23 protein-coding genes, 1 tRNA gene and 1 pseudogene are annotated in these 26,483 nt (G+C 67.0%); 14 read left to right on the top strand and 11 right to left on the bottom strand.

Annotated elements, in window-relative coordinates:
- Positions 1-18 precede the first annotated feature (18 nt).
- Positions 19-1,020 carry a sigma-70 family RNA polymerase sigma factor gene (locus IG62_RS0121635; RefSeq protein ID WP_030805608.1) on the bottom strand — a complete coding sequence of 334 codons (1,002 nt, stop codon included), beginning with the start codon at positions 1,018-1,020 and terminating at the stop codon, positions 19-21.
- 259 nt (positions 1,021-1,279) lie between these two features.
- Between IG62_RS0121635 and IG62_RS0121640 the strand changes: the two genes are divergently transcribed.
- Together IG62_RS0121640 and IG62_RS0121645 are read left to right on the top strand one after the other, a co-directional pair.
- On the top strand, positions 1,280-1,843 hold the full coding sequence (locus IG62_RS0121640; RefSeq protein ID WP_030805610.1) for a GNAT family N-acetyltransferase: 564 nt from the start codon (positions 1,280-1,282) through the stop codon (positions 1,841-1,843).
- Between the two features lie 289 nt (positions 1,844-2,132).
- Positions 2,133-2,705 (top strand): hypothetical protein, encoded by a 573-nt coding sequence (locus IG62_RS0121645; protein WP_030805612.1) that lies wholly within the window; start codon positions 2,133-2,135, stop codon positions 2,703-2,705.
- Between the two features lie 69 nt (positions 2,706-2,774).
- Here the strand turns inward: IG62_RS0121645 and IG62_RS0121650 are convergent, their stop codons facing one another.
- A complete protein-coding gene (locus IG62_RS0121650; protein ID WP_234326672.1) occupies positions 2,775-3,302 on the bottom strand; it encodes a pyridoxamine 5'-phosphate oxidase family protein in 528 nt (175 codons plus the stop codon).
- Between the two features lie 311 nt (positions 3,303-3,613).
- On the opposite strand from IG62_RS0121650, the gene IG62_RS0121655 reads away from it, so the two are divergent.
- Complete coding sequence (locus tag IG62_RS0121655; protein ID WP_030805621.1) at positions 3,614-4,663, top strand: questin oxidase family protein; 1,050 nt, start codon at positions 3,614-3,616, stop codon at positions 4,661-4,663.
- Positions 4,664-4,697: 34 nt separating this feature from the next.
- On the opposite strand, the gene IG62_RS0121660 is transcribed toward IG62_RS0121655, so the two are convergent.
- On the bottom strand, positions 4,698-5,474 hold the full coding sequence (locus tag IG62_RS0121660) for a dioxygenase (protein WP_030805625.1): 777 nt from the start codon (positions 5,472-5,474) through the stop codon (positions 4,698-4,700).
- Between the two features lie 155 nt (positions 5,475-5,629).
- On the opposite strand from IG62_RS0121660, the gene IG62_RS0121665 reads away from it, so the two are divergent.
- Positions 5,630-6,127 (top strand): MarR family winged helix-turn-helix transcriptional regulator, encoded by a 498-nt coding sequence (locus tag IG62_RS0121665; protein ID WP_030416731.1) that lies wholly within the window; start codon positions 5,630-5,632, stop codon positions 6,125-6,127.
- Positions 6,128-6,287: 160 nt separating this feature from the next.
- On the opposite strand, the gene IG62_RS0121670 is transcribed toward IG62_RS0121665, so the two are convergent.
- Together IG62_RS0121670 and IG62_RS0121675 are read right to left on the bottom strand one after the other, a co-directional pair.
- Positions 6,288-7,814 carry an MFS transporter gene (locus IG62_RS0121670; RefSeq protein WP_030805630.1) on the bottom strand — a complete coding sequence of 509 codons (1,527 nt, stop codon included), beginning with the start codon at positions 7,812-7,814 and terminating at the stop codon, positions 6,288-6,290.
- A gap of 133 nt (positions 7,815-7,947) precedes the next feature.
- Positions 7,948-8,622, bottom strand: coding sequence for a TetR/AcrR family transcriptional regulator (locus IG62_RS0121675; protein WP_030805633.1), 675 nt, complete (start codon positions 8,620-8,622; stop codon positions 7,948-7,950).
- A 341-nt stretch (positions 8,623-8,963) separates the two neighbouring features.
- Between IG62_RS0121675 and IG62_RS0121680 the strand changes: the two genes are divergently transcribed.
- Positions 8,964-10,211, top strand: coding sequence for a M6 family metalloprotease domain-containing protein (locus IG62_RS0121680; protein WP_030805636.1), 1,248 nt, complete (start codon positions 8,964-8,966; stop codon positions 10,209-10,211).
- Between the two features lie 13 nt (positions 10,212-10,224).
- Here IG62_RS0121680 and IG62_RS0121685 read toward each other — a convergent pair whose 3' ends face one another.
- Complete coding sequence (locus IG62_RS0121685) at positions 10,225-10,869, bottom strand: TetR family transcriptional regulator (RefSeq protein ID WP_030805639.1); 645 nt, start codon at positions 10,867-10,869, stop codon at positions 10,225-10,227.
- Positions 10,870-10,908: 39 nt separating this feature from the next.
- Between IG62_RS0121685 and IG62_RS0121690 the strand changes: the two genes are divergently transcribed.
- The 3 genes from IG62_RS0121690 (at position 10,909) to IG62_RS0121700 (ending at position 11,662) form a co-directional block, all read left to right on the top strand.
- On the top strand, positions 10,909-11,136 hold the full coding sequence (locus tag IG62_RS0121690; RefSeq protein ID WP_158795073.1) for a hypothetical protein: 228 nt from the start codon (positions 10,909-10,911) through the stop codon (positions 11,134-11,136).
- Positions 11,133-11,435 (top strand): hypothetical protein, encoded by a 303-nt coding sequence (locus IG62_RS0121695; RefSeq protein WP_030805642.1) that lies wholly within the window; start codon positions 11,133-11,135, stop codon positions 11,433-11,435. Before IG62_RS0121690 ends, IG62_RS0121695 begins: the two co-directional genes overlap by 4 nt.
- Before the next feature lie 154 nt (positions 11,436-11,589).
- Positions 11,590-11,662, top strand: a tRNA-Arg gene (locus IG62_RS0121700).
- Between the two features lie 7 nt (positions 11,663-11,669).
- Here IG62_RS0121700 and IG62_RS42105 read toward each other — a convergent pair.
- The 4 genes and pseudogenes from IG62_RS42105 to IG62_RS0121715 all read right to left on the bottom strand — a co-directional run bounded on the left by IG62_RS42105 (position 11,670) and on the right by IG62_RS0121715 (position 15,548).
- A pseudogene (locus tag IG62_RS42105) lies at positions 11,670-13,281 on the bottom strand (site-specific integrase).
- Positions 13,278-13,844 carry a hypothetical protein gene (locus tag IG62_RS42110; protein ID WP_051798392.1) on the bottom strand — a complete coding sequence of 189 codons (567 nt, stop codon included), beginning with the start codon at positions 13,842-13,844 and terminating at the stop codon, positions 13,278-13,280. The pseudogene IG62_RS42105 and the gene IG62_RS42110 overlap by 4 nt, the downstream one beginning before the upstream one ends.
- A 203-nt stretch (positions 13,845-14,047) precedes the next feature.
- Positions 14,048-14,170 (bottom strand): hypothetical protein, encoded by a 123-nt coding sequence (locus tag IG62_RS49595; RefSeq protein WP_267887897.1) that lies wholly within the window; start codon positions 14,168-14,170, stop codon positions 14,048-14,050.
- A gap of 232 nt (positions 14,171-14,402) precedes the next feature.
- A complete protein-coding gene (locus IG62_RS0121715) occupies positions 14,403-15,548 on the bottom strand; it encodes a DNA cytosine methyltransferase (RefSeq protein WP_051798393.1) in 1,146 nt (381 codons plus the stop codon).
- 506 nt (positions 15,549-16,054) lie between these two features.
- Between IG62_RS0121715 and IG62_RS0121720 the strand changes: the two genes are divergently transcribed.
- Genes IG62_RS0121720 through IG62_RS0121730 form a run of 3 tightly spaced genes read left to right on the top strand, consistent with a single transcriptional unit; the run spans position 16,055 to position 24,371 of the window.
- On the top strand, positions 16,055-17,884 hold the full coding sequence (locus IG62_RS0121720; RefSeq protein ID WP_030805648.1) for a hypothetical protein: 1,830 nt from the start codon (positions 16,055-16,057) through the stop codon (positions 17,882-17,884).
- Positions 17,884-19,335 carry a hypothetical protein gene (locus IG62_RS0121725; RefSeq protein ID WP_158795074.1) on the top strand — a complete coding sequence of 484 codons (1,452 nt, stop codon included), beginning with the start codon at positions 17,884-17,886 and terminating at the stop codon, positions 19,333-19,335. The genes IG62_RS0121720 and IG62_RS0121725 overlap by 1 nt, the downstream gene beginning before the upstream one ends.
- Positions 19,332-24,371, top strand: a complete 5,040-nt coding sequence (locus IG62_RS0121730) for an FtsK/SpoIIIE domain-containing protein (protein ID WP_030805654.1) — start codon at positions 19,332-19,334, stop codon at positions 24,369-24,371. The genes IG62_RS0121725 and IG62_RS0121730 overlap by 4 nt, the downstream gene beginning before the upstream one ends.
- A gap of 92 nt (positions 24,372-24,463) precedes the next feature.
- Here the strand turns inward: IG62_RS0121730 and IG62_RS50195 are convergent, their stop codons facing one another.
- Entirely contained in the window at positions 24,464-24,637 is a 174-nt protein-coding gene (locus tag IG62_RS50195; RefSeq protein ID WP_420711091.1) for a hypothetical protein, read from the bottom strand.
- Here IG62_RS50195 and IG62_RS50200 point away from each other — a divergent pair.
- From IG62_RS50200 to IG62_RS43325, 3 genes are read left to right on the top strand one after another with little or no spacing between them, the layout of a single operon-like run.
- Positions 24,551-24,988: a helix-turn-helix domain-containing protein gene (locus IG62_RS50200; protein ID WP_420711089.1), complete on the top strand. Its 438-nt coding sequence runs from the start codon at positions 24,551-24,553 to the stop codon at positions 24,986-24,988. The genes IG62_RS50195 and IG62_RS50200 overlap by 87 nt on opposite strands.
- A 49-nt stretch (positions 24,989-25,037) precedes the next feature.
- On the top strand, positions 25,038-25,394 hold the full coding sequence (locus IG62_RS50205) for a hypothetical protein (protein WP_078872139.1): 357 nt from the start codon (positions 25,038-25,040) through the stop codon (positions 25,392-25,394).
- Positions 25,391-26,071 (top strand): hypothetical protein, encoded by a 681-nt coding sequence (locus IG62_RS43325; RefSeq protein WP_051798395.1) that lies wholly within the window; start codon positions 25,391-25,393, stop codon positions 26,069-26,071. Before IG62_RS50205 ends, IG62_RS43325 begins: the two co-directional genes overlap by 4 nt.
- Positions 26,072-26,483 lie beyond the last annotated feature (412 nt).

The raw sequence follows: 26,483 nt of genomic DNA on the forward strand, positions 1-26,483 counted from the left end.
TACCGGGGTCGGTCGGGGTTACGCGGCCGCGTCGAACCCCGTGTCGTGCGCCATCCGCTTCAGCTCCAGCAGCGCGTGCTTCTCGATCTGCCGGATCCGCTCGCGGGTGAGGCCGTGCTGCTTGCCGACCTCGGTCAGCGTGCGCTCGCGGCCGTCCTCGATGCCGTAGCGCGCCTTGATGATCGACGCGGTGCGGTGGTCGAGGCGGTCGATGAGGTCCTCCAGCTCCTCGCTGCGCAGCAGCGTGAGGACGGACTGCTCGGGCGAGGCCGCGGAGGTGTCCTCCAGCAGGTCGCCGAACTGGGTGTCGCCGTCGTCGTCCACCGACATGTTCAGGCTGACCGGGTCGCGGGCCCAGTCCAGTACGTCGGTGACGCGGGCGGGCGTGGTGCCCAGCTCGCCGGCGACCTCCTCGGGCTCCGGGTCGCGGCCGTTCTCGCGGTTGAACTCGCGCTGCACCCGGCGGATCCGGCCCAGCTCCTCGACGAGGTGCACGGGCAGCCGGATGGTGCGCGACTGGTCGGCGATGGAGCGGGTGATCGCCTGGCGGATCCACCACGTGGCGTACGTCGAGAACTTGAAGCCCTTGGCGTAGTCGAACTTCTCCACGGCCCGCACCAGGCCCGCGTTGCCCTCCTGGATCAGGTCGAGCAGGGGGAGTCCGGCGCGCGGGTAGCGGCGCGCCACCGCGACGACCAGCCGCAGGTTGGAGCGGATGAAGACGTCCTTGGCCTTGGCGGCCTCCGCGGCCAGCGCCTCCAGCTCCTCGCGGCTGGCACCGGCGGCATTGCCGTCGGTCACCTCACCGTCCAGGATCTGCTGGGCGTAGACGCCCGCCTCGATGGTCTGGGACAGCTCGACCTCCTTGGCGGCGTCGAGCAGGGGCGTACGCGCGATCTCGTCGAGGTACATGCCGACCAGGTCGCGGTCGGCGATCTCCCCGCCTACGGCGCGAACACTGTTGGCCCCGTCAGAAGCGCTGGTGCTTTCCTGACGACGGGCGACGGCACGGGTTGCCATGCGTGTGCTCCCTTTGCGATGAGTCGGTCGCGGGACGGTGGGGCGGGCCGGTTGGTGCACCGACGTGCTGCGACGTGTGCGGTGCGACATGCCGCGTCGCACCGGCTGACGTGCGCCGATACCGGTAGGGCATCGACTGCGATGCTTGCCGAGTGGCCCGTCCGAAGGAAACAACGGCTGGAATCCGGACAGAATTCCCACACGGCGCGGCTATTTTTCTGATCATGCAGTACCCTGCGCCCGCAGCGAGGGAGGTCGTATGCCGTTCGGGCAAGGGGAAGTGCAGGTCAGGGCGGGCGTCGAGGCGGACCTTCCGGCCCTTACGGATCTTTACAACCACTACATCCGTGAGACTCCGACCACCTTCGACCTGGAGCCCTTCACCCCGGAGGAGCGCCGCCCCTGGCTGCTCTCCCACCCTCAAGACGGCCCCCACCGCCTTCTGGTTGCGCAGCTACCCGCAGAACGGGGAAAAAACACCCACAACGGGCCGGGCGGGGACCCGGAGGGTCCGCTCCTCGGCTACGCGACCAGCAGCCCCTTCCGTCCCAAGGCGGCCTACGCCCCGTCCGTCGAGGTCACCATCTACTGCGCGCCGGAGGCCGCGGGCCGCGGCGTCGGCACGCTCCTCTACGAGGCCCTGTTCGAGGCGCTGGCCAAGGAGGACGTGCACCGCGCCTACGCGGGCATCACCCGGCCGAACGAGGCGTCCGTCCGCCTGCACACCCGCTTCGGCTTCCGGCACCTCGGTACGTACACGGAGGTGGGCCGCAAATTCGGCCGTTACTGGGACGTGGCCTGGTACCAGAAGGACCTCGGCTGAGACATGTCCGGCTGAGGACCTCGTGAGCACGCCCCCGTGAGGACTCCTAGCGAGGACGCCTGGTGAGGACGCCTCGTAAGGACACCCTGTGAGAACACCTCGTAAGGCCGTTTCGCCGCTCCGGCCGTAGGGCCCCTTCGCTGCTCCGGTTGACGCGGCGGCCGCCCGGGTGTCGCCTGGACAGAAGACGTGCCCGGCAGGCAGGAAGACGCCTGGGCACGCCGGCATACGGGAGTGGGTCCGGGGAACGCGGGCCCAGGACCAGCGGGGCGATCGAGAGGAGCCCGCCATGGACCAGCACGCACGCCGGCACGGCGCGAGGGCCGCCCGCTCACACGGCACGGTCGAGGGTGAACACGGAGCCACCGCCGGCCCCCACCCCGGCTCCGCGGAACGGGCCTCCGACAGCTCGGGGACCTCACGCCTGGCGGCCATGGCCGAGCGCGTCCCGGCCACCGTCACCTGGCCGCTCATCGCGGCGCTCGCCTTCGGCCTGTTCACGATCTTCCGCACCCACACCGCCGGCATCAAGGGCGGACCGGCCCTGCTGTACGGAGTGGCCGCGGCCGTGGTCAGCGGCGTCCTCGGGCTGCTGGTGGCGCGCTACCAGTCGTCCATGCTCACCGAGACCCGGGCGCTCTCCTACGGCGCACTCTTCGGGCTGTCGATGGGCTGGGTGTACAGCCTGGGCGGCGAGTCACTGCTGAAGTCGTGCATCTTCGGGTTCGTCATGGGCGGGATCATGTTCATCTCCGCTCTCTACCTCTTCCGCGCCCACAGCGCCCGCGAACCACACGGCCGGCACCGCCCGCACGAGGCGCAGGACACCCACCGCCGCCGCCTGCCCGCCGCCACACACTGACCCCGCCACCTGCACGGGGGGGCATGGCCTCAGACCTCACCCACACCCGCAACACCTGGCCCCGCAACGTCAACTGATCGTCAGCGTCGCGTCCTCCGACGTCCGCCGTATCGTGCGCAGCGGCCGCCCCGGCGACCAGGTCTCCACCACCACATACGGACTCTCGATGGACGTACGCACCACCTCGGTCACCTCCGCCCGGAACAGCTGGAACGGCTCGGGCGGACGCACCTCCGCGGCATAGCGCGCGATCAGCTCGGGGTCGGTCACCTCGACCGCCCGCCCGGACACCCGTACGTCCCCCAGCTCCGGCACCTCGGCGTCCTGCCCCGGATTGGCCTGGAGCGAGAAGCGGGGATCGCGCCGCAGGTCCAGGACCTTGCGCGAGCCGTTCATCATCCCCAGCCACAGCTCCCCGTCCCGGAAGTCCGCCTCCAGGCCGCTGAGTCGCGGAGCGCCGTCCCTCCGGAGCGTGGCCAGCACGTGGTGCCGGTCCGCCGCGAAACGCGCCCGCACCCGGCCGGCCAACTCGGGCGCCGCCTCCTCGACCACCGACCAGGCGACCCCGGCGATCACCGCGCCACTTCGACTCGTCATGCCGCCACTCATGCCGTCGCTGATGCCGCCACTCATACCGCTGATGCCGTCACTGATGCCGTCGCTCATGACGTCACTCTCCCCCCGATACCCGACACCTCCTGTCGGGATTTCCGTGCCGGATGGATCGGCGCTCCTGCCAGCCGATCCGCCACTGACTTCAGCGTGCCACCGGCCACTGACAATCACCCCGACCGCGGTCGCTCACCCCCGTGCCCGTGCCTCCATCCCCCGCGCCCACAGCCTTACGACCAGCGCCGTAAGCCGAAAGCCCGTTACGTTCCCGCCCGCGGCCGACCTAGCCTCGCTCCATGGAAACGACGAGCGGCACACTCGACGAGGCGTTACAGCGCCTGCACGCATCCGGCCCCGAATTCAAGGGATTTCTGAGCAACCACGGTCCGATGGCCATCGAAGCGATGGTCCGCAACGGCCAGGCCCGCACCGTCCACCGCTGGCTCGACACCTACGAGCACAAGCTGGAGGACGTACCGGTCGCCAAGGCGCCCATCACCGACGCCAACTGGCAGCAGGCACTCGGCGAGACCGACCGGGTCACCGACTGGACCGCGTACTTCACCACGCGGGTCGCCGAACAGACCTGGCGGGACGTCCTCGCCGAGTGGTGGCCGCGGCTGCTCCCCGGTATCGCGGGCGCCGCCACCCACCCGGTCATCCGCCTGGGCCACGCCGTCCGCAGCCTCCTGACGGAGGGTGAGAACGCGCCGCGGCTGGCGGAGTTCGCGCACGCCCTCGGCTACTGGGCCGCCCGGCACCTGCTGCTCCCCACCGCCGTACGCCCCACGGGCCGCGCCACCCCGGCCGAGGCCCTCGCAGCCGTTCCCCGTATTGCCGACCAGCGGGTGGTGCCGGTCCAGGGATACGCCCAACTCCCAGAGACCCACGGGTGGTTGACGACGACCGAGTCGCTGCACGTCCCCGAGGACCCGGAGGCCGCACGGGAGGGCCTGGCCGCGCTCGTCCGGGCCGCCACCCTCAACTACGGCGACTACGGCCACGGGAACGGCATCATGCTGGTCCACGCCGCCACCGCGCCCAACGCGGTCCTGCGCATCCTGCCCGCGCTCCCCCAGCACCTGTGGGCGCCCTCCTTCACGGTGGCCTGGGCGGCCACCTCGGCGATCACCGCCATCTACGCCGCGGACACCCCGCGCCGGGCCCCGGACGCCGGCTCCCTCACCCCGGAGGAGGTCTTCGCGCGGGCGATCGCCAACGGGAACGAGCATGCGATCAAGTTCGCCGACACCGCGCTGGACGTGGCCGCGGCCTCCGAGGACGGCGACACCCGCGCCCTGTCGGCGGCCCTGAACGCCGTGGCGCTGATCGACGTGGACGACTGACCGGACGAGGCCTTCAGCCGGGTCCGCTCGGCCGTCAGCCGTACTGCAGCGACCGCTTCGCCAGCCCCATCCAGAACCCGTCGATCACACTCCGCCCGCTGTCCAGCTGCCCCTGGGCGTCCGCGGCCCCCAGGGTCACGAACAGCGGCGCGAAGTGCTCGGTGCGCGGATGCGCCAGCCGCCCGGCCGGTGCCTTGTGGACGAAGTCGAAGAGGGCATCGAGATCCTGGGCCTCCAGGGCCTGCCGCCCCCAGTCGTCGAACTCCGCCGACCAGGCGGGCGTGCCGTCGTGGGACTGCCGCAGCGCCGCCAGGTTGTGGGTGAAGAACCCGCTGCCGACGATCAGTACGCCCTCGTCGCGTAGTGGGGCGAGCCGGCGGCCGGTCTCGTACAGGAGGCGCGGATCGAGCGTGGGCATCGAGACCTGGAGAACCGGAACATCGGCGTCCGGGTACATCTCGACGAGCGGAACGTACGCGCCGTGGTCGAGCCCCCTGGCGGGGATGTCCACCACCGGGGTGCCCGCGGTCCGCAGCGTCTTCCGTATGCGCTCGGCCAGCTGTGGCGCACCGGGCGCGGGGTACCGGACCTCGTAGTAGTGGCGCGGGAATCCCCAGAAGTCGTAAACGAGCGGCACGGTCTCGGTGGCGCCGAGGGCGATCGGGGCCGCCTCCCAGTGCGCGGAGATGATCAGCACCGCCTTCGGGCGCGGCAGCTGCGCGGACCAGGCGGCCAGTTGGCCCGGCCACAACGGGTCGTCGGCGAGCGGGGGCGCACCATGGCTGAGGTAGAGAGCCGGCATTACGGACATCACATCTCCACGGCGTCACACTGGCGATAGTCGGTGATACAGAGACATCCGGCCACCGCAGACCAATTACTTGAATCTTCAAGCGTCAGGTTTCAGTCTAACCCCGACGTTGTTAAAATTTAAATAACTCTCCGAGCGGTGAGAGAGTGGATGGTATGAGCAACGAACCCGCAGTCGAGCCGCGTTGGCTCAGTGACGAGGAGCAATTCGCCTGGCAGTGCTACCTCCACGCCACCACGCTCCTGGAGGACCACCTCGACCGTCAGCTGCAGCGGGACGCCGGAATGCCGCATGTCTACTACGGGCTGCTCGTCCAGCTCTCCCGGGCACCGCGGCGCCGGATGCGGATGACCGAGCTGGCCCAGAACGCCAAGATCACCCGTTCCCGGCTCTCGCACGCGATCGCCCGCCTGGAAAAGAACGGCTGGGTGCGGCGCGAGAACTGCCCGTCCGACAAGCGCGGCCAGAACGCGTACCTCACGGACGAGGGCATGCGGATGCTGGAGAAGGCCGCCCCGGGACACGTCGCCGCCGTCCGCGCCGCGATCTTCGACCGCCTGTCGCCGGAGCAGGTCGGCCACCTGGCCGAAATCTGCCAGGTGATGACCGAAGGACTGCAACCCCAAGGCGCCGACCTCCCCTGGCTCCGCTGACCGTTCAGCGAAGCCGGGGAAAGCCGGCGCCCTCGGAAGCGTCCGGAAGCCGGGCCCGCCCCCGTAGGGGTGGGTCACCCGTCCGAGCGAGGTAAGCGGCACGTAGGAGTCCGGTAAGAGTCGAGCGCCGCCGCGTCGGTGGGTGTCGGCGCGGAGCGCCTCAGTGGGCCATCACCGGAACCGGGACCTCGTCCACGTCCTCGGCCGCGTGCTTGCCGTCGGCCGAGGAGGCCACCGGCGAACCGGCGCCCGGACGCCCCGTGTTGATGAGGGTGAAGGCGATCGCGCCGGCCAGCAGCAGGATGCCGACCGCCCACCAGATCGCGGAGGTGTAGCCGTGCACCATCGCCTGCAGCTTGAGCAGGTCGCGGGAGCGCGCACCGGCCGCGTGCGAGGTGGCGTACGCCGTGGTGGCGCTCGCCGCGATCGTGTTCAGCAGGGCCGTTCCGATCGCGCCGCCCACCTGCTGCGAGGTGTTGACCATCGCGGAGGCGACACCGGCGTCGCGCGGCTGGACCCCGTGGGTGGCCAGCGACATCGCGGGCATGAACGCCGTACCCATGCCGAGGCCCATCAGCAGGAAGCCGGGCAGGATCAGCGCCGGGTAGGACGTGTCCAGGTCGATCTGGGTCAGCACCAGCATGCCGGTCGCGGCCACCACGAAGCCGGGGGCCATCAGCAGCCGCGGCCGGATCCGGGTCATCAGCCGGGCGCCGATCTGCGTCGAGCCGGTGATCATGCCGACGATCATCGGCAGGAAGGCCAGGCCGGTCGTCACCGGGGTGTAGCCCTTCACGATCTGCAGGTAGTAGGTCAGGAAGAGGAAGAGACCGAACATGCCGATCACGGCCAGGCCCAACGAGGCGTAGACGCCCGCGCGGTTCCGGTCCGTGACCACCCGCAGCGGCAGCAGCGGGGCCTTGACCTTGGACTCGACCAGGACGAAGGTCAGCAGCAGCACGGCGGCCGCGGCGAACAGTCCGAGCGTCGGGCCGGCCAGCCAGCCGTCGGACTCGGCGCGGGTGAACCCGTAGACCAGCGAGACCAGACCGAGCGTGGCCAGGACGACGCCCGGGATGTCCAGCCGGGAGGGGTTGCGGCTGTCCGCGGGCTCCCGGATGACCAGGTAGGCACCGGTCGCGGCAACCACGGCGAACGGGATGTTCACGAAGAAGGTCCAGCGCCAGTTCATGTACTGGGTGAGCACACCGCCGAGGATCAGCCCCACGGCGCCGCCACCACCGGCGATCGCACCGAAGATGCCGAACGCCTTGGCGCGCTCCCTGGCCTCGGTGAAGGTCACGGCGAGCAGGGAGAGGGCGGAGGGCGCCAGCAGCGCGCCGAAGACGCCCTGCAGTGCCCGTGCGCCGAGCAGCACGCCCTCGTTGGCCGCGGCCCCGCCGAGCGCGGAGGCGAGCGCGAATCCGGCCAGCCCGGTGATGAAGGTCCGCTTCCGGCCCCACAGGTCGGCGACCCGCCCACCGAACAGCAGCAGCCCGCCGAAGGCCAGCGCGTAGGCGGTGATCACCCACTGCTTGTTGACGTCGGTGATGCCGAGGTCCTTCTGGGCGGAGGGCAGCGCGATGTTCACGATGGTCGCGTCGAGGACGACCATCAGCTGGGCGAGGGCGATGAATATCAGCGCTTTCCAGCGCCGGGGATCGACGGAGGGGACGGTTTCAGGCATGGCGGGATCCACCTAGTGGGGCGTGAGCGAACAGGAGCGAAGAACGGGACGGGACGGAACGGGTCAAGCAGAACGGGACGGCAAAGAGAGAAGGTGAGGGGAGGTAACGGGCGGTGCGAGGAGGTGTGGCGCGTCAGGGCTTCCGGCGCCTGAGGTCCTCCAACGTGGCGGCACAGCCGGGGAGTTCGGAACGGGCGGGCGCCTGCAGGCCGTCCAGGAACAGCTGCAGGTGCCGGTGGACGAACTTGTCGAAATCGACACAGGAGCTGCCCGGCAGCGGCCGGGTGAGCTGGGTGATCGCGACCATCAGATCACCGACGGCGATGTCGGTGCGCAGCTGACCGCTGTCGCGCGCCGCGCCCATGAGGGCCTCGACGGCCGCCTCCAGGCGATCGCGCGCGGCGAGCAGATCGGGGTGGTCACGGTCGACGCCGTCGGAGAGCAGGGGGCACAGCGCCCCGATCTTCTCCTCCACCGCAGCGTGGACGAAGCGCCTCAGCGCTCGGAAGGCATCGGACTCCTCGGCAAGGACGGATTCCGCCTGGTCCGCGGTACGGGACATGACGGAGAGCGTGACGTGGTGGATCAACTCCAGGCGATCCGCGAAGTGACGATAAAGCGTCGCATTGCCGACCCCCGCGCGTCGAGCGATTTCATCGAAGGGGACATCGGCCCCGAACTCGACCATCGTCTCGCGGGCGGCCGCGATGATCCGCTCCCGATTGCGCACCGCGTCGGCACGCAGTCGGGGTGACGACGCACCGCACTTCGCCGTCTTGGCGCTCGTGGCGCCGACGCCCACGGCCATCCGACTCACCCCTTCCGACTTCCGACGTCGCACTCCAGTGACTCCGACCAACCGGGGTGAGCCTCCCCGTTTCCGTCGGACGACTGGTTAAACGGGGAACCGCTCCCCGGATATTTCACGTCAGCATGTGACCTGAAGCACACGGGGCGGCAAGTGTGCGGCTCGGCAAGCACACCGTGCGGCAGGCTCACGGTGCGGCGCGCGCCGCCCGCCCCTCGCACCCCTCGCGTCCCCAGTGCCCCGGCTGCCCCCGCTGCCCCCGCTGCCCCCGGGTGGCCCGGTGCCTCCGATTGATGTAACTCCGCGCGCGAGCGATCACCCGGCGCTCCAAGGTGATCGTTATGAAGCTCAAGGTATCCGCGGTGCTGGCCGCCGGCGCGGCCACCGCGGCGGCGGCCATAGCGCTGGGTTCACCCCCCAACGCCGTGGCCATACCTCCCGGGCCCGGCGCCCCGCCCAGCGGCCCCTGCGCGCTGCACGGCATCGACAACGACGTCGCCGAATCGGCCGACACCCCCGCCGGTTTCGCCCGCTCGTCCGGCGTCGTACGGGCCCTGACGCTCTTCATCGACTTCCCGGACGCCCGCGCCACGATGCCGGCCAGCGCCCGCTTCGCCGAGTTCTTCCCGGCCACCACGGACTTCTTCCGCACCAGCTCGTACGGCAGGCTGACCTACCTGCCGATGCCGCTGTTCCGGTGGATCCGGATGTCCCGGCCGCTGGCGGCGTACGGCATCCAGCGCGGCACCAACTTCGACCCGGCCTCGGACGGCGGTTACCACGCGCTGTCGCAGGAGGTCGTGCGCGCCGTCGACCCGATCGTCAACTTCCGCGACTACGACGTCATCAACATCATCGCGGCGCCCAATGCAGGGCCTCCCGCCACCCGTACGGTCCTGTCCGTCACCTTCAGCGGGGGCGACATGGGGATGAAGACGGCCGACGGGGTGCCGTTCCGGAACGCGTCCTTCATCTGGAGCCGGCAGTCGGGCCTGAGCGCCTTCCGGGTCCTCAACCACGAGAACGCTCACAGCTTCGGCCTGCCCGACCTCTACTACACGGACGGCCGCCAGGCGCCGCCACCGGTGGGCCACTGGGACCCGATGGACGAGGACTGGGGACCGAACAACGACTTCGTCGGCTGGCACAAGTGGAAGCTCGGCTGGCTGGCACCCCAACAGGTGCACTGCGCGCCGCCTCACGGGACGCCCGGCGAGCACACCCTCACCCCGGTCTCCACGCCAGGCGGCACCAAGATCGTCGTCATCCCGACCTCGCCGCACACCGCCCTGGTGGTCGAGGCCCGCGGCCGCGGCCTGCTCGAACCCGCGGTCTGCCGGCCGGGCATCCTGATCTACCGTGTCGCCACCGACGTGCCCTCGGGCCGCGGCCCGCTCCGGATCGTGGACGCCACCCCGCACAGCGGCGGCTGCTACCGGGACAGCCCCTACGTCGACCCGGAACTGACCGATGCGACGTTCCTCCCCGGCGAGACCTACACCGACCACGCCACCGGGGCCGCGGTCACCGTCCTCACGGAAAACCAGGACGGCACCTACCGCGTCCGCGTCACCCCCGCCCGCGCCTGACCACGGTGCACCCTCAGGAGAGGTCCCCCTCCTCCTGCCAGTGCTGCCGCCCGATGCTGATCAGCCGCAGCTGGCGGCGCGCCGTCAGCACCACCTGGTCGGCGGCCCCGGGCGCCCCGTCCTCGTCGGCGTCGAGCAGCGCCGCGGCCGTCGTGACCAGCCGGTCCACGTACAGCTCGGCCAGCATCCGGATGTCGTCATCGCGCCATCCCTCCGACACCGGCTGGGACTTGAGCGCCGCCGCGACCTCCTCGGCGAACCGGTCGAGTTCGTCCGCGATGGCCTGCCGTACGGCCCGTACGCCGCCGTGCCGCTCGCGGGCGATGAACCGGATGTGCAGCGGGTACGCCCGTACGTGCCGCTCGACGACCGCGACCGTCCGGTCTATCCGTTCCTCGGCGCCGTCCTGTTCGGCGAGGATCGCCCGCACCATCACATGCAGGCTGCCGAGCGCCTCCTCGACCAGTGCGACGCCGAGTTCCCCCAGGTCCTTGAAGTGCCGGTAGAACGCGGCCGGGGCGATCCCCACCACCCGCGTCACCTCCCGCAGGCCCAGGCTGCTCAGGCTCTGCTCCGCCAACAGGCCGAGCGCCGCGTCGAGCAGCGCCTGACGGGTCTTCTGTTTCTGGGCCTGGCGGACCCCAAGAGTGTGACTCATGCCATCCAGTAAACAACCGTTCTCTTAACTTCTCCACCCATGGACCGCCGTATGCTGGAGGCACTGAGTGAACAAGTGTCCTCCGAGTGGAAAAGGCAGATCATGCTCTTCCTCGTCGCAGCCCTCCTCCTGATGGGGATCATGCTGGGCACCGCGGCACACCTCCCCGTCCCCGTCACCCTCATCGCGGCCGCCGTCATCAGCGGCTGGCTGCTCGTCTTCTTCCTCCGCGAACGCCGCCACAAGACCGAGGTGACCTCCCGATGACCGCGCTCAGCGAAGCCCCGCGGACGACCTCCCCCGCGCCGGCCGCCGCCACCCGCGCCGCCCGCCCGCACGCCGACGGCATGGCCGTGGCCTCCTTCATCCTCGGCCTGCTCGGCACCCTGGTCCTCAACCTCGTCCTCGGCCCCTGTGCCCTGATCCTCGGCGGCCTCGCGCTGGCCCGCGGCACCACCCGCCGCGGCCGCGCCCTCCTGGGCCTCGCCCTCGGCGCCACGGACCTCCTCCTGCTCGCCCTCCTCGTCACCACGGACGGCACGGTGAGCTGGCACATCGCCGGCTGACCCACCCCACAGGGTGGCTCCCGCACCCCCGCCGCGCCCCCGCAACCCCCCTGCCACGACCCCGCCGCGACCACGCTGACCTGCGAAAACGCAAACCTTGCAAGCGTGGATCCCTTATCCGCTAGGCTAGTCGCCGGATCACGCCGTGATCCACGCCTCCGTAGCTCAGGGGATAGAGCACCGCTCTCCTAAAGCGGGTGTCGCAGGTTCGAATCCTGCCGGGGGCACCGCGTATCACCGCTCCGACCTGGAGGTTTCTCCCCAGGGAGGGGTTCTGCTCGGCCAATCAGCACTATCTGGCATGGACTCCGGGCCGGGCTTCTCCGCATCATCGGCCTCGGGCTCCGCTTCGGGGGCGGCGTTCTCGGAGGTGGCGCGTGCGCGCGGTACGAGCCGGGCTGCAGCCTCGGCGATCGCCAGATCCGCCTCGCAGCAGACTCGTGTATGTGTCGGCCGTGATGGTGATCGAGGAGTGGCCGAGCATCTCCTGGATGTCCTTCAGGTCGGCCCCCGCCGCGTGGGCCAAGGTCGCGGCACCGTGACGCAAATCGTGGAGCCGGATTGGCGGGAGACCGATCTCCTCGTACAGCTCGATGAAGCGGCGGGTGACGTTGGCCGGGTGGAGCATCTCGCCGTTCTCACGCGTGAAGACGCGGCCGGTCTCCACCCAGGCGGTGCCCCACTCCTTGCGGTCCTTGTCCTGCTGGGCGCGGTGCAGCTTGAGGGTCTGGACCGTGTCGGAGTCGAGGGCGATGGTGCGCGCGCCGGCATCGGTCTTGGGGTCGTCCCCGTACACCTCCCAGCCGTCCACGACGAGTTGCTTGGCAACGGTGAGGAGACCGGCGTCCAGGTGGGTGTCAGTCCACTTCTGCCCACACGCCTCGCCCCGTCGCAGCCCGCGGAACGCGATCAGGTGGAACAGGGCGTACAGGCGGTCCTCCGCGACATGGTCGAGGAAGAGGCCGGTGTGCTCCGGCGTCCAGACCATCACCGGCGACGGCTTCTCGACCGTGCGCTTCCAGTGAAGGATGCGCTCTTCGGTCCACACCAGCGCCTTGGGGCGCTTACCGGCCTCCAACTCGACACTAGCGGCCGGGTTGAAGGTGATCAGCTGCTGGGCGATCGCGGCGTTCAGCGCGGCCCGCAGCGTGGAGCGGACGCGCTGGCGCGTAGCCGGACCGACGATGCGGCGGTAGGGCTCCATCTCTGCGATAGACGCCTTCATCGCCTTGCGGCGGGCGCGGTGCTCGCGCCCCTTCCAGGGAATCTGGGAGAGGTCCTCGACCGCCTTGCGCCGTGCAGCGTTGGCCTCGGCGATCGCCTCGAACATCTCCGACAGACGGGTGACCCGTAGCCGGTCGAGCCGGTAGTGCCCGATCCGCGGTTTGAGGTGGACGCGGATGTTGCTCTCGTCGCGGCTGATGGCGCTCTGCCGCCCCTTCTTGCCCGCCAACCACATGGCGAGCCACTCGCCGACCGTGAGTCGACTCGTCAGGTCCAGGCCGTGGCTGAGGCGCCTGCGGGTCGCCTCGATGTCCGGCAGCGCGGCCTTCTCGTCGGCCACGTTCTCCAGCAGCGCGGCGATCTGAGCCAGCCCTTCGGCATCGTCGGATTCGGCGAGGCCGAGGAGCGCGCGTATGTGGTCAAGGTCCGCCTGGGCGGCGTTGAGGGTCTCGTAGCCGGCACGGCTGAAGGAACGGCGGCTGCCGTCCTCACGGGGCGGGAGTTCCTGGCGTACCGAGTACGAGCCGTGCTTACGGCTCGTGAGCTTGGGGCAGGTCTTGCCGAGCGGCTTGCCGGTGTGGGGGTCGCGGCAGTAGCAGCGGCGGTGGGTGGAGCCCTTCAAAGAGTGTCCTCCTCAGTGGTGTTGCCGACGGGAGGGTCCACGTCGGCCAGTGCGGTGGGCAGGTGGGGTGGTGTGCCGCCGCCTTCACGGATGGCGATGCGGAGTTGGCGGAGCCGGTACTTGGCGAGTACGGCTTTTTCGGCGTAGTCGGCCTGGGCGCGCTGGGCCTCGTCCCTTTCGGCGTGGGTGGCGGAGGTCTCCGCGTTCCAGCGTTCGCGTTTCTCGCCTTCCAGGGCAGCCAGGGCAACGCGTTGATCGCGGGCGTGGGCGCGGAAGCGGCTGAGCATGGAGTGCTTCGTGTCGCGGTCATCGGTGTTGCCGGTGAACCAGGCCATCCCCTGCCAGGGCGATACGCCTTCCTGGGAGGGGAGTTGGCGGAACTGGTCGACGTATCCGATCGGGTAGAGCAGGCAGATCGGGGGCGTGCGCAGAGCCTTGGCAAGGACCATGACCTCGACCAGGGAGAGGACGGCGCGGCGGCCGGACTCCATGTTGGCGATCACATTGCGGGGGATCGGGTAGCCGATCTCCGCGCAGGCGTCGGCCAGGTCCTGGGCACTCATGCGCAACTCCTAACGGAGGCCATGGCCAGCCGCTGGGGCTACTATCGCCCGCCTCAGCACGTCGGAAATGTTGTCTGGGCTGAGGTGCCCACCCAGCCGTTTGGTGATTGTCGCGACAAGGCTGGCAATCCTTAACGGCACAACCGCCCAGAGGGCTAATCGGACGGCACTCCTGAGGTGAACGCGGTTGTTGGAAGCGCTGTCTACTCGGCCACGTTGCGGCGGAGACGCTCGACTTCGTCCCTGAGCGCGAAGTTCTCCTCCTCCAGTTCGGCCTTCGTGCCGCGACCAGTGGCACCACGACGTGACTCCGTGGCCTCAGACATTGTCTGCAGCGCTTTCGGCGGCTCAGGCCAACGCTCGACTAGGCCACTGAAACTCCGTCGAACCCATGGTATGACCGCTAATTAGTAACCGCATTGCAAGGAGCAGCCAAGGGAGGCTCACCAAGTGCACAACTGGAATGGTCACGCCAAATCTGGCGAGGGAACTGCTAGACCACCAGCGGGCATTTCACCTGCCTCTAATGCCCTCGGATGGAATCAGCCCGTTGCAGGCTCAGCAGGCGAGGTCGACAGCAGAGGCAGCGTAGTCGTCCTCAAGCAGCTGGGGAGCGTCGTCCCTCGCCTGCAGAACGCCAGCGTCGAAGAGCTTGGAGGTCAGCGCCTCGGTCAGAGGCGGGGGTACGGCGTTGCCGATGATGACCTGAACCTCGGTGCGAGTCAGCTCGTAGCGAGGCTTGGCCCTCTCGTCGACGAACTTGAAATAGTCTGGAAAGCCCTGGATACGCGCGGCCTCGTGGGCGGTCAAACATCGGGGGACACCAGGATGGACAAACCGTCCGCGACCCATCGTCGCGAAACCGCTGGTAATGGTCTGAGACGGACGGTCCCACCACAAGCGGCCATACATTGAGGTGTAATTGTGCTTGCCCTGGTGACACTCGGGGCGCTCTTCGTTCGGCAGATTGTGCTCGTCGTTGTCGAAGAGATACTTCATACGCCGCTGGTTATCCGCGTTGGGTATGGCAGCTTCATCGAAGAAAGACTTCGGTCGAACATCGAGCAGGTCGCCGATCGCCCAACGCAGGTCATGAGGTGTGGCATCGTGGTCTTCGATCTGCAGCAGGTCAGCAGCCGAAAAGCCAAAAGGCAGCGCGTCTTCGCGGACGGCCAGTAGTATGTGGCGCTTGCGCGTCTGGGCGACCCCGAGCTTGAGTAGGTCGATACGACTGGTGGCGACATCGTATCCAAGCTTCTTAAGGTGAACGATGGCGCGGGAGACCACCTGCTGCTTGTCATTGACAACGGCCAGCACGTTCTCGATGACGACTGCACAGGGGCGCAGAACCTCTGTGGCGCGAGCCATACGCAGGTACAGCCGGTTCTTGGGATCATCGCGGCGGGTGTGGTTGTTGAGGTTACTGTGCCCCTGGCACGGCGGCCCGCCGATCAGTAGCCCCACCTCACCCACCATGGAGAGAGTCTCGGCCTCCTGAGCGGTCAACGAGGCGCCGAGGTCACCGTCGAAGTAGGACTCGACGGTTCCCTCTCGGACGTTAGCCTTGGGAAAGTTAGCCTTGAAGACCTTCGTGGGAGCTGCCTCGAAGTCAACTGCGAGACGAACTTCGAGCGAGACGCCATGCTTGTGCGCTGCCTGGGCTATGCCGAGGGTGAGGCCACCGCAGCCGGCGAAGAGGTCCACGACTCGCAGGGAGCCGACGCCCTCCTCAAACTTCGGCCGCCGCTTGGCCCGCAAGGGGTACCGCTCACCCACGTGTGACCCCCATCTGCACTTGCTCGTAGAACCGTCGGAACGAGCGGTCATCGTACTCGATCAAGGATGAGCGCGCGCGGTAGACCGAGATACCTTAAGAGTCGCCTGACGTGCCGATCACGACGGTTCTACGCCTCACCTTCCGGCATCACGGGCACCCCGAACGAGCTCGTCAACAGCCATCAGCTGCAGCGCAGTTGCTACCACGGCGTCGACAAGGCCCACGTCCCTCACGTCCTAAACGCGATCGCAGTCAACATCGAGCGCCTCAGCACCAAGCACGACGATCAAGGATCCTCAAGATTCCCGACACAGTCACGCGCTGGCGAACCAGGCGTACTTCGGCGCTATGACATGGCATTTGATCTACCGTTAGGAGCGCTGCCAGCTAGAATTCCGGAGCGCTCCCGGCCCGGTCGACGAAGGACAGCAGCATGCCGCTAGAGGTCAACAAACACGTCCAACGGATACGTCGTTACCAGCCGTTCGACGTCGACACCTCTGAGATGATCTACGAGCTGCAGGCAGACTGGACGCAGTCCCTGTTCCCCGTCGTGACGCTGGACTACCTGCTGAACGCCATCGAGCGACCGACCACGAAGACCATCGTCCTCACCGGGGACGCCGGGCATGGCAAGACGAGCCTGTGCGCCAGCATTCTGGCCGAGCGGATCGATGCCGAGACGATCACACCAGATGTCCGGAAGGCAGTTTTCCGCGAGCTGTCCGAGGCCGGAGACGCCAGCCGCCCTATCGGCCGGACCCGTAGCGGACGCCCGCTGTACATACTCAGGGATCTCAGCGAGCTCAGCCTGCAGGCGGGCGCTCACAAGCTCGTGGAGCTGCTTGACCCTCCTGACGAGGGCGTCGCGATCATCTGCGCAAATGAGGGCCAGCTACGTAAGTGCGTCGCCGAAGACGACAACCACAACAGAGGCGGCACCGGGCGCGCCAAGATTCTAGTGGAGACCCTCACGGGAGGTATTGTCCGCGGGCAGGTCAGCGACCCCGATGGCACAGTCATCGTCATCAACCTCAACTACCAGTCCGTAGCTGCCGACAGTTCCAACGGCGGGCTCATACCTTGGGTACTGAAGCAGTGGACGACGACGCAATGGTCGCGGTGGAAGCCTTGCGAGACCTGTGATGCGCGGAACGTCTGCCCAATCCTGGCCAACCGCAACGAGCTAAGCGATCCCACACGCGGGCCTCAGCGCCGGGCCGCGATCCGAGATGTGTTCGCCGCAGCCGAGCGCACCGGGGCCGTAGTCACGACCCGGCAGGCGCTGTCGGTGACCAGCTACATGCTCACTGGCGGCCTGTCCTGCGAAAACGTCCATGCCAAGTACCAGCGGTCGCACTCGAACAGGTTCTGGCAGGCTCCCCACTTGTACCACCAGGCGCTCTTCGGTGACGGGTTGACCCAGCAACAGCGTCGTCTGGTTCCTGCCTTCTTCGCGCTACGAAAGCTGGACCCGGGCAAGGTTTCCCGTCGCCAGGTCGACGACCGGCTGGACCCGGACACGGCCGGCGACTTCCCTCCCGCGGACGCCAGCAGCTACCTGCAGAAGGTCCGTACGAATCGCGACGTCCAGAAGCAGGCCGAACAGTTGCGGGGCTTGTACACGTTCCTGCGACGAGCTGACTTCTTCAACAGCGACGACAACACGGACCGGTTCGCCCGCATGGGCCTGCAGGCCGGCGACGACTTCGTCCTTGTCCAGGACAAGAACCGGGACCCGGCAGACACCAGGGTGCGAGACCGCTTCCTCAAGGGCCTGGAGGCCGTCCAGGGCATCCACCGGGCGGGGAGCAACCCTGACTTCTTCATACTTGACCCTGCCTTCTTCTCCCACCGCGCCCGCGCGGCCGTGATCTCCCGGCGAGTGCCCAGCAAGGGCGTCGAGGTCGTCGACCAGGTCACCCAGTGGCAAGAGGAAGGCCGCACGGGCGTCACCCCCGAGATGCAGAACGCCGTCGAATGGCTCAACCGGGCCATATACATCCGTATCCCGGCTGTCGCCCCTGACCAGGACGCAGTCTCGGTAGAAGCGGACCTTCTGCGCTTCGAGTTGCTGACACGGTGGGCCGCAGGTCTGCGTAGCGAGGTCCAGCACGAGGCAGAGATCCGCGGCCTGAGTGGATCCTTGGCAGAGCTGGCTGACTCCTCAAACAAGGACGACGAGATCCAGGTACTGGTGGGCGACGTCATGAGAAAGCTCATGATCGACGTCGGCAACAAGATCAGGTCGGTGCGTGCGTGATGGCTGACCGTTCCAAGGCAGAGGTCGTCCTTCGTCTCTTCGGGGTGAATCTCGAACAGCAGGGCCGCGGTTTCTACGTCCCGCTTGAGATGCTCGCGATCGCCCGCGGCGTCTACCTGGCACATAAGGAAGACCCGGAGAAGTTCGCAGGACTCCTGGACAACGGAGCCGACACAGCTTATAAGAGGACCTCGCACGACCTGGCCCGGCGGATAGCGACCAAGGCCCGCATCGTCGAGGGCGACGAGGAACTCGGCAAGGCCGTCGAGCTGGACTCCCCCGAGACGATGGAAACGCTCCACGCCTTGTTCTCGTCCCTGCTGGTCGAGATCCCCGGGCGTCGTAGCCAGCCCAGTTGGTTCGGCGCGCACATCTATCCGTTCGTCGGTGAGCTCATCCACTACGACGCAGTCGAACGGCGAATCAAGCAAAGCGATGCCTCCCCCAAGAAGAGCGCAAAGAAGCGCAAGCAGGCCGACAAGGTCGCTGCTGGCATTAACGCTCCGAGTATCGAGCGCTACCTCTTCCGCGATGGTGGCAGCTGGGCCTACAAGGTCTTACGCAGCGACTCTGAGCCTGACCGCAAGGAAGCGACCCGACAGGGCCTGCGCGATCTCGTGCAGGACAGCGGCACCCCGCTGGGCAACCTTGCCAAGGCCCTCAGCGCGCACGACTTCGACTACGACGAAGCACCCGTGGAGGGCTCAGACGCAGAAATCAAGCTGCACGAGGATCTCAGCCCGTGGCCTGATCTGCTGAGGGAAGGGGCTCGCAACATCGTCGCTCGGACTGCGACGGTCCCCAGGGCCAAGCGCACCGAGAGCCTCATGCACTGGGTTCCCTACTGCTTGGCACGCCACCAGCTGCAACTCGCACGCCAGAAGCTCGGAGCTACCGATCGCGAGTCGATCCTGTTGGACTTCGGCAACGAGGCAACCCCGCTGCGCAGAGAGTCGCAGAAGAACCTCACCGGCTTCCGCAATGACATCGTCAACGCGATCAACGTCCAGGCTCGGGAAATGATCGACGAAATCAAAGCCGAAGGCGACGAGGCCAGGAAGCGCCGCTACGAAAGATTCACCAAGGAGGCCGGCAACGCGGTCGCCTCGCCCCGAGCGTTCTTCAGCGAGACCCTCGCCGCTGTGGGAGCCCTGAACGCGACGGTCGGGCGCCGACACTTCACCATGAAGCCCCCGATGCTTGAGGGTCTGGTATCTGCCACCGTCCCGCAGGGCACGGAGATGGAGTTCGACCAGTTCTGCGCGCTGTTGTACGAGAAGTACGGGCTCGTGGTGGAGAACAAGGTCGCGGCTGCGAGCCCGTTGGCCTACGAGGTCGATCCATCGGTCCTTGACCACAACGGCAAGGCGTTCCGGGAGAAGCTGGCCGCTATCGGTCTGCTCACTCAATATTCAGATGCAACCAGCATGGTTCGAGGGGAGCCCCGGTGACGGACAGCAGCATCCGAGCGCTCGGTCGGTTCGTCGCCGACGAAGCACTCCGCAAGGTCACTGAGATCAGCGGAGCCCGTGCCGTCCTGCGAGTCAGCGGTTTCGACCGGCCGACCGTGGCCGAGGCTCTCCGTCGCACGGCTCAGAGGCTGTCGGAGTCGCCGGACCGTCAGGTTGTCGTCAAGGTCGGCACCTCAGAGCCAATCGAAGGCGTACCTGTTGATTACCTGCTGGATCCGCAGGACCAGCTGACCAAGTGGCGAAATTCCGGACAGGGTACGGCGGTGTTGCTCTTCGAGTGGGGGCAGTCTCCGGACGCACAGGGACTGGCGGCCATGAACGCCCTTGACGATGCCACGATCCTGGGCGACTACCACGACGCCTCCGGCGAGCGCGGGTTCGACAGGTTCATGGCAGAAGCATGGCGGGAGGCGGGTGGCATCGGCACCGTTCCGGCCCTGATGGTCACCTTTCTGCCGGAGATCTGGCGTGCCATCACTGGTGAGGAGCCCCGGTCCTTGCACCGCTGGGCGGCCTTCCTGGTCGAGACCGCGCAGAAGGTCGCAGCAACTCAGGTCCACACCCCTGACGTGGTCTACCCCGAGATCTCTGCAGCCCTGCCCGCTCTTGACCTCTTCCCGGACCGAGGACTCTTCATCAAGCCCGCCGCACTGCCCGCCCGGATCAAGAAGAACGTCTCGGTCAGTGCCTTCAAACAGCCCACCGGCAAGGAGATCGCCGAGGACGACCTGATAGACCGCATCACCACGACCGAGTTCAGTGAGGAGTCCCTGGACCACATCGGTACAGACTCCGAGACTGCCAAAACGCGCATGCGCAGCCTCGTACTCAACCTCAATCGCAGTGGTTCTACCCCGCAGGATCCTCGCCAGCTGCGCTGCGAGCAGGACCTGACCCTCTGGCTTGAAGTCTTCGAGCAGAAGTCCAAGAAGATCGGCCTAGGCCAGCAGGTCCGGCAGGAGATCGAGAGGACCGACGCAGAGCGGGTCGACGAGTTCGACGCCATGATGATCGAGGACGCGCTCGACCGCGGAGACCAGGAATCCGCACAGCGCTTCCTTGACGAGGCTCCCGTCGGTGGGGCCGAACCGCTGGCCGATCTGCTGTCCAAGCGGTCGCGCCGCAAAGTCGAGAAGCTTGCCTTTCCGGACTCTCAGTTCGTCCAGGACCCACTGCGTGCCCTGCTGCGCGAGCTGACCTACTTCTCCGACGAAGAGGAAGGCGCCGTCGTCGTCGGGCTTGAAGGCAACCAGGAAGCCGGGCGGTGGAGCCGCTGGCTGTTCGCCTTCCTGTATGCACGCACCCTGCGTGATGTCCAGGATTCCACCGGTCTTCGCCTGACCCTGGAGGTCAAGGACTGCCTGCTGGACCTGACCAAGCCACCCCTGCCGGAGGAGGACGAGCCGTTTGACCCGAACACCGAGTGGGCCCCGCTTCGCATCCTGGTCGAGATGGACGGCGCCGCCCAGCGACGCTTTCGCTGGGACCCCCTGGGCATCCCTGGGCAGATCGCACTGGTGGCCCTCATCCACGGCTGGCGAACCCCCCCTGGCCATGCCACCAATCTGACCTTCGACACCTTCCTCGAGAAGTTCAATGACCCCCGGCAGTGGCAGGTCGACGAGCCCGCGCCCGTCCCCACATCACATTTCGCCGGTCAGCTGGAGTGCCTCAAACTGGAACACTTCGAGCGGTTCTCCGACGGGCTTGACGCCGGGAACATCAATGATTACGTACGCGAGTGGGAAGGCATACTCCGCGAAGCTCGCACCACCCTGGTCCCTGACAACGCTCCGAACGCAGACCTTGAGGCCGTCGTCCTGACCGATGTCGTCGGGCTGGCCGATCACCGCATGATGATGCTGGCCACCCACCCGCTGAAGCTGCGCTGGCTGGCAAGGAACTACGCGGAGGCCGCCGACAGCATCGAGACCGCCCTGAACAAGGAGGGAGGTCTGAGCCTCAACCAGGAGAACGAGGACCTCTTCTTCGACGCCATCGACCGTATCTCCCCACATGGAACACCGGCGGTCCTCGTCGGGCCCGGCGGCACGATCGCCATCCCGATGCGTGAATCGGCCGGGCACGAGGAGTACGCCCCGGTCCGCCACGGCGGCAACGAGTCCAAGGAATGGCTCTCCAGCGTTGACGAGACCGCGATCGACGAGATGGTCCGCGTCATCACCGACTACCTGACGACCTACCCCCACAAGCTTGACGGCCTACGCGTACTGCTTCTGGACCGCAATGGCGACCCTATCCTGCCAATGCGCGTGGCCAAGCAGGTGCGGGCCAAGAACCCTCGTCTGAAAGTTGATCTGGTCGTGCTGGCTCCCCAGGCCACCCATCACGAGATCATCCAGGGTTTCGACCTGCAGTTCTCCGGTGCGGAGATGTCCGAGGACAGCTTCCTGCCCGACGTCCAACTCATTCTGCAGGCATGGGAGCCCGACCAGGAAGCAGACCTGTCAGGGCTGGAAAACACCATCGACCTCGCCCTGGCTCCGGCGCTGTTCGGCACCCAGACCAGTATCAAGGAGAGCACCAAGAAGGAATCCTTGTCGGGCTCCTTCAACCCCTGGAAGCACCCGGCCTCACACAACCTGGCTCAGACCAGCGAGAACGTCGTGAGAGCACTGTTGCCCGAAACCGCAGACGAGACTCTTGAGTCCTGGTCCACCCTGTGCGTGCGCTACGACCGCCGTTCCCCGGTCTCCCGGGAGAGTGTCGACGGCATCGACTACTTCGAGATGCAGGTGCAGTTCGACCAGCACCTGGACTTGTTCACCACTCTGCACCGCGTGGCCCACTGGGTCGTCACCCTCGACAGCTTCATCGGCCGTGAGCAGATCGATGCCCTTCGCAACCGCCCTGACGTCATCCTCGTCAAGCCCAGTGTCGGCAAGAACGAGTCCTACACCCTCATTGTCAGCTCGCAGACCGGCCGGCAGTTCGTCGTCCAGCGACTGCGGCGCCGCCTGGAGCAGATCGGCGTCGTCACCCCGCAGGACTCCGAAGGCACCTCTAAGCGGGTCTACGAGGTCGGCCGCAACGTGGCCCCTGGCGCCGTGCTGCGCTCCCTCGGCATCGGCACCACGGTTAACGAAGTCGTCGGCCTTGTCGCCACGCGGTTTGTCATCGACCAGCAGTTTCCTGTCCCTCGACAGGGCACGAGCCTGGTCACCTGGATCAGCTTCGACGAGCACCACCGCTGGTTCGGTCGCGGACACAAAACCCGTGCCGATCTGGGCCGGTTCGTGCTGACCGTTCAGGACGACGGCTCGGTTCGCCTGGATGTCCTGGTCGCCGAGTCCAAGTTCCGCCAGACCTTCGATGTCGGCTCTGCTGAGGAACAGCTCAACCGCACCACCGACCTGTGCGAGGATGCCTTCCGCTCGGGCGGCGAGGCTCGCCACGACCGTCCCTTCTGGCTGGACGAACTTGCCGCCGCGATCGCTCAGACCAGTGGAAACGCCCTACAGGCCGCAGACCTTCCAGCTCGTACCATGATCGGTAACGACGACCACCGTCAGGTTGAGGCGAAGGTCCTCGACGCCCTGCGCTCCGAGGATGTCCAGCTCGGTCAAGTCACCGGCGTCGTCGTGGCCATCTCAGCCGAGGACGACCAGCCGGCCCCCGCGGTCGGAAGCCTCGGCGAGCACACTCTGGTGAGGCTGAACAAGCACGAGCTGCTGGACCTCATCGGCGCTCTGCGCGCCAACCAGGACCCCACCGATGCCGATCCCCTTGTTGACTCTGGGGACCTCAATGGGACCGTGAAGATCCCAGACACTATCGTCAAGGCCCCCTCAGTGGGCACTTCCGCCGAACTGCCCACTCCGGAAGAACCGGCGGCATCTGTCGAGGCTGTCGGAGCGACTGCTCCGACGACCCTGCCGAGCCCGGTTGTTGCACGTCACCCTGCCGCAGAGGTAGATCCTGTCCCTCTGAAAGCTCACCGCGGTGGGCTCCACGAGGAGGAGCTGAAACTTCGATACAACAAGGTCGTCGATGTCTTCGCCCGCCACAAGGTCGAGGTCATCGCCCCGGAGAGCGGCAAGTGGCAGGAAGGACCAGGCTTCTACATCTTCCGTTTCATCCCCCGTCCTGGGGTCACTGTGGACAAGCTGACCAACCGACGCGACGAAATCTTCCTGGCCCTGGCGTTGCCCTCCGGGTTCAGCATTCGCACCCGCAACGACCGCGGCTCCGTGCTCTTCGAGATCCCCAAGATCGACGACGAGAAGTACGGGGTCGACGCCAAGGCGCTGTGGCAGCGGTGCCCGGCCGATCCTGAGAGCCTCATCGCCCCGCTGGGCGCCGACATCGAAGGCAACCCGGTCACCATCGACCTGTCCTCCGCGGACTCACCGCACTTGCTGGTGGCCGGTACTACCGGATCAGGAAAGTCCGTCGCCCTGGACACGATTCTCAAGGGCCTGGTCCGGTACGACAAGAGCACCCTGCGACTCCGCCTTGTCGATCCCAAGGGCACCGAGCTTGTCGATTTCGAGGACGACCCTCACCTTGATGGCCTGATCGGTATGGACGCCGCCGACGCCATCGAGATTCTTGAGGAAACCGTCGAAGAGATGGCCGTGCGCTACAAGGACATGAAGGCGATCCGCACACGCAAGCTCGTCGAGTACAACGCCAAGGTCGACAAAGCAGACCGAAAGCCCTGGATCGTCATCGTCCTGGACGAGTACGCCGACCTCACCAGCGATCCCGAAGAGAAGAAGCAAATCGAAGCGCTGCTCAAGCGCCTGACGCAGAAGGCCCGCGCTGCGGGCATCCACGTCATCGCAGCCACACAGCGCCCGAGCGCGGACGTTATCTCGACGACCATCCGCTCCAACTTCCCCGCCCAACTCGCCCTGCGGGTCAAGACCGCGACCGACAGCCGCATCATTCTGGACGAGACCGGAGCCGAAGCTCTGGCCGGACAGGGCGACGCCTTTCTGCACACGGCCAAGGGCACCATACGAGTGCAGGTTGCCTACGATGGGAGCTGACCAGGCCGGGCCATGTTTGATCGGCTCCATCTCGCAGAGGCCGACCTCGGATTCCATGAGCGCATCGTCCAGGGCATCGCCGACGACGCCGATCAAGGCGTCGATGCCGCCTTGATCAGGTGCGCGATGAAAGCGACGAAATCGCGTTGCTGTGTGCGCAGGGCCACGGGGTGCGCGAGGTGGCCCGGCACCTGAACCGCTCGCCCTCGACGATCTCCCGAGAGCTGACGCGGAGCGCCGCTACCCGCAGCAATCAGCTCGCGCATCGGGCCTTGTTCCTCTCAGGGAATCGAGCCTCCACCAGACCCAGACTGGTTCAGCTGCCGTTCCGGAACCCCACCTGTCGTTGGAGGCACTCCGGAGTCCGCTCGATGGGTGACCGGGGGTTCCTTCACACACCCCGGGGGAGGATCTGTGGACCGAGGGGCTACCTCAGAGAAAGACTGCTGATACGAGGGGGACATGAACCAGTTCGAACTGCGTCGCGTAGAGCATCAGCTCCGCGCAGCTCTACAGGACACCGCTCTGAGTTGGGTGCTCGACGATGTCGACGCGGCAATCGCCGCGGGAGTGCCCGAGGAAAAGATCCTCCGCCGGCGCCAACAGCGCCGCGGTGATGACTCCTCTGCTGCGAGTCCGGCCGCGGCAGCGCTTCGATATGAGGTCGTGGACCGCAGCGTGCTTGGTCTCGTCGAGTTCGAGGCATCACGCAAGCGGGGAACGCTGGTCATCGCGACGCGAGCCATGACGGATGAAGAACGTGTCCAGCTCCTCCTGGATGCGGTGAGGCGAGTACTCGTCGAACTGCCTGAAATGGAACTGGAGGTGCTGAAGACGCTCCGGACCGAACCCGAGGGCGACGCCGGAAGCCGGAGCATCGCCGGGGCGGTCGTGTTCGAGCCGGACGAAAGCGCTCGATCGCGCCGTAGCCGAACGGAGTTCCAGGGAGATCGGACGTCGGCTGAACGACGTAACCACGTCAGCCAACTGCTGGCCGACGTGGCGAGGGAGGTTGTCAGTTGAGCGCGGTCGACAGCCTGGTCAACGAGATCAAGAGCCTTCTGGCGGCAGGGGCAGTGTCGTACAACTCCGCTTCGAAGCCTTCCGACATCTATGAGGGTTTCATCTTCTCCCTGATCGTCGCCACTGCGAGTCGGCACGGTGCCACTGTCACCTACGAGGACGTCTACGGGGCGAAGGCCAGCAGCCTTGTCTTCCGGACGGGCCCTGGTCATCTCTACGGCAACAGCCAGCCCTTCACCCATGCTGTGATCGAGTTCGACGGCGCTCCCGCCGTTGAGGTCCACCTCGGCGTGTATGTGACCGGTACATCGGGCGTCCTGCACGAGTGCGACGTGCTGGTGCTGCCGGCCGAGGAAGCTGCTCTGAGCCGAGCACAGGGCATCGCGCCACGAGGCAGTCAGTGCGTCCTCATCGTCGAGTGCAAGTACTACGTCTCCAACCTCGGCATCGATCTCGCACGGAACTTCGAGGGACTGCGCGCGGACATTCGCACCCAGAACGAGCTCTTCGTCTCCAACACCAGGTCGTCGAGCATCGTGCGGTACCTTGATGCCCGAAAGAGAGGCTTCGAGCCGGACGTGGTGCCCAACTCACCGCAGGCGGGCTACCTCCAGGCGGAGATCAGGAAGACCTTCAAGAGCTACCTGAGTAAGCACGCACCCTCGACGGTGATCTGAGCCCTCCGGACAAGCGTCGCGCGCCGCGGACTGCGCACAAGCCGATACGGCGGGACAGTCGGCGTCAGCGGCCGTCAGCTGGGAGCCGACCCGCCCCCAAGCCCCTTCGACACCAATCGGAACCGCCCCACCCCAACGCCCTGACCAGGTGAAATAGCAAACCACCCGGTGTCGATCTTGCCCGAACTTCATTGGGGACGAAGAGGTCGTGGGTTCAAGCCCCGTAGCGCTGAAAGCTCTCTGCGCGTGAGCGATGCGTGAGCGGATGGTGGAACACGAGGCCCCCCCGCGAAGGACTCAGCATCAGGCTGGGTGGTGCTGACCTGCAAGGACAGCACCACCCAGCACGAGCGAACACCCCCGATCAGGAATTCGACCCCACTCCTAAAGCGGGTGTCGCAGGTTCGAATCC

It is taken from the genome of Streptomyces sp. NRRL S-337 (assembly GCF_000720175.1).
GTDB classification, from domain to species: Bacteria; Actinomycetota; Actinomycetes; order Streptomycetales; family Streptomycetaceae; genus Streptomyces; species Streptomyces siderophoricus.

What these genes read in the sequence shown, in the direction of transcription:
- IG62_RS0121635 (WP_030805608.1), bottom strand. Translation starts at nt 1,020, where the DNA reads ATGGCAACCCGTGCCGTCGCCCGTCGTCAGGAAAGCACCAGCGCTTCT.
- IG62_RS0121640 (WP_030805610.1), top strand. Translation starts at nt 1,280, where the DNA reads ATGCCGTTCGGGCAAGGGGAAGTGCAGGTCAGGGCGGGCGTCGAGGCG.
- IG62_RS0121645 (WP_030805612.1), top strand. Translation starts at nt 2,133, where the DNA reads ATGGACCAGCACGCACGCCGGCACGGCGCGAGGGCCGCCCGCTCACAC.
- IG62_RS0121650 (WP_234326672.1), bottom strand. Translation starts at nt 3,302, where the DNA reads ATGACGAGTCGAAGTGGCGCGGTGATCGCCGGGGTCGCCTGGTCGGTG.
- IG62_RS0121655 (WP_030805621.1), top strand. Translation starts at nt 3,614, where the DNA reads ATGGAAACGACGAGCGGCACACTCGACGAGGCGTTACAGCGCCTGCAC.
- IG62_RS0121660 (WP_030805625.1), bottom strand. Translation starts at nt 5,474, where the DNA reads ATGTCCGTAATGCCGGCTCTCTACCTCAGCCATGGTGCGCCCCCGCTC.
- IG62_RS0121665 (WP_030416731.1), top strand. Translation starts at nt 5,630, where the DNA reads ATGAGCAACGAACCCGCAGTCGAGCCGCGTTGGCTCAGTGACGAGGAG.
- IG62_RS0121670 (WP_030805630.1), bottom strand. Translation starts at nt 7,814, where the DNA reads ATGCCTGAAACCGTCCCCTCCGTCGATCCCCGGCGCTGGAAAGCGCTG.
- IG62_RS0121675 (WP_030805633.1), bottom strand. Translation starts at nt 8,622, where the DNA reads ATGGCCGTGGGCGTCGGCGCCACGAGCGCCAAGACGGCGAAGTGCGGT.
- IG62_RS0121680 (WP_030805636.1), top strand. Translation starts at nt 8,964, where the DNA reads ATGAAGCTCAAGGTATCCGCGGTGCTGGCCGCCGGCGCGGCCACCGCG.
- IG62_RS0121685 (WP_030805639.1), bottom strand. Translation starts at nt 10,869, where the DNA reads ATGAGTCACACTCTTGGGGTCCGCCAGGCCCAGAAACAGAAGACCCGT.
- IG62_RS0121690 (WP_158795073.1), top strand. Translation starts at nt 10,909, where the DNA reads ATGGACCGCCGTATGCTGGAGGCACTGAGTGAACAAGTGTCCTCCGAG.
- IG62_RS0121695 (WP_030805642.1), top strand. Translation starts at nt 11,133, where the DNA reads ATGACCGCGCTCAGCGAAGCCCCGCGGACGACCTCCCCCGCGCCGGCC.
- IG62_RS42110 (WP_051798392.1), bottom strand. Translation starts at nt 13,844, where the DNA reads ATGAGTGCCCAGGACCTGGCCGACGCCTGCGCGGAGATCGGCTACCCG.
- IG62_RS49595 (WP_267887897.1), bottom strand. Translation starts at nt 14,170, where the DNA reads ATGTCTGAGGCCACGGAGTCACGTCGTGGTGCCACTGGTCGCGGCACG.
- IG62_RS0121720 (WP_030805648.1), top strand. Translation starts at nt 16,055, where the DNA reads ATGCCGCTAGAGGTCAACAAACACGTCCAACGGATACGTCGTTACCAG.
- IG62_RS0121725 (WP_158795074.1), top strand. Translation starts at nt 17,884, where the DNA reads ATGGCTGACCGTTCCAAGGCAGAGGTCGTCCTTCGTCTCTTCGGGGTG.
- IG62_RS50195 (WP_420711091.1), bottom strand. Translation starts at nt 24,637, where the DNA reads ATGCGCGAGCTGATTGCTGCGGGTAGCGGCGCTCCGCGTCAGCTCTCG.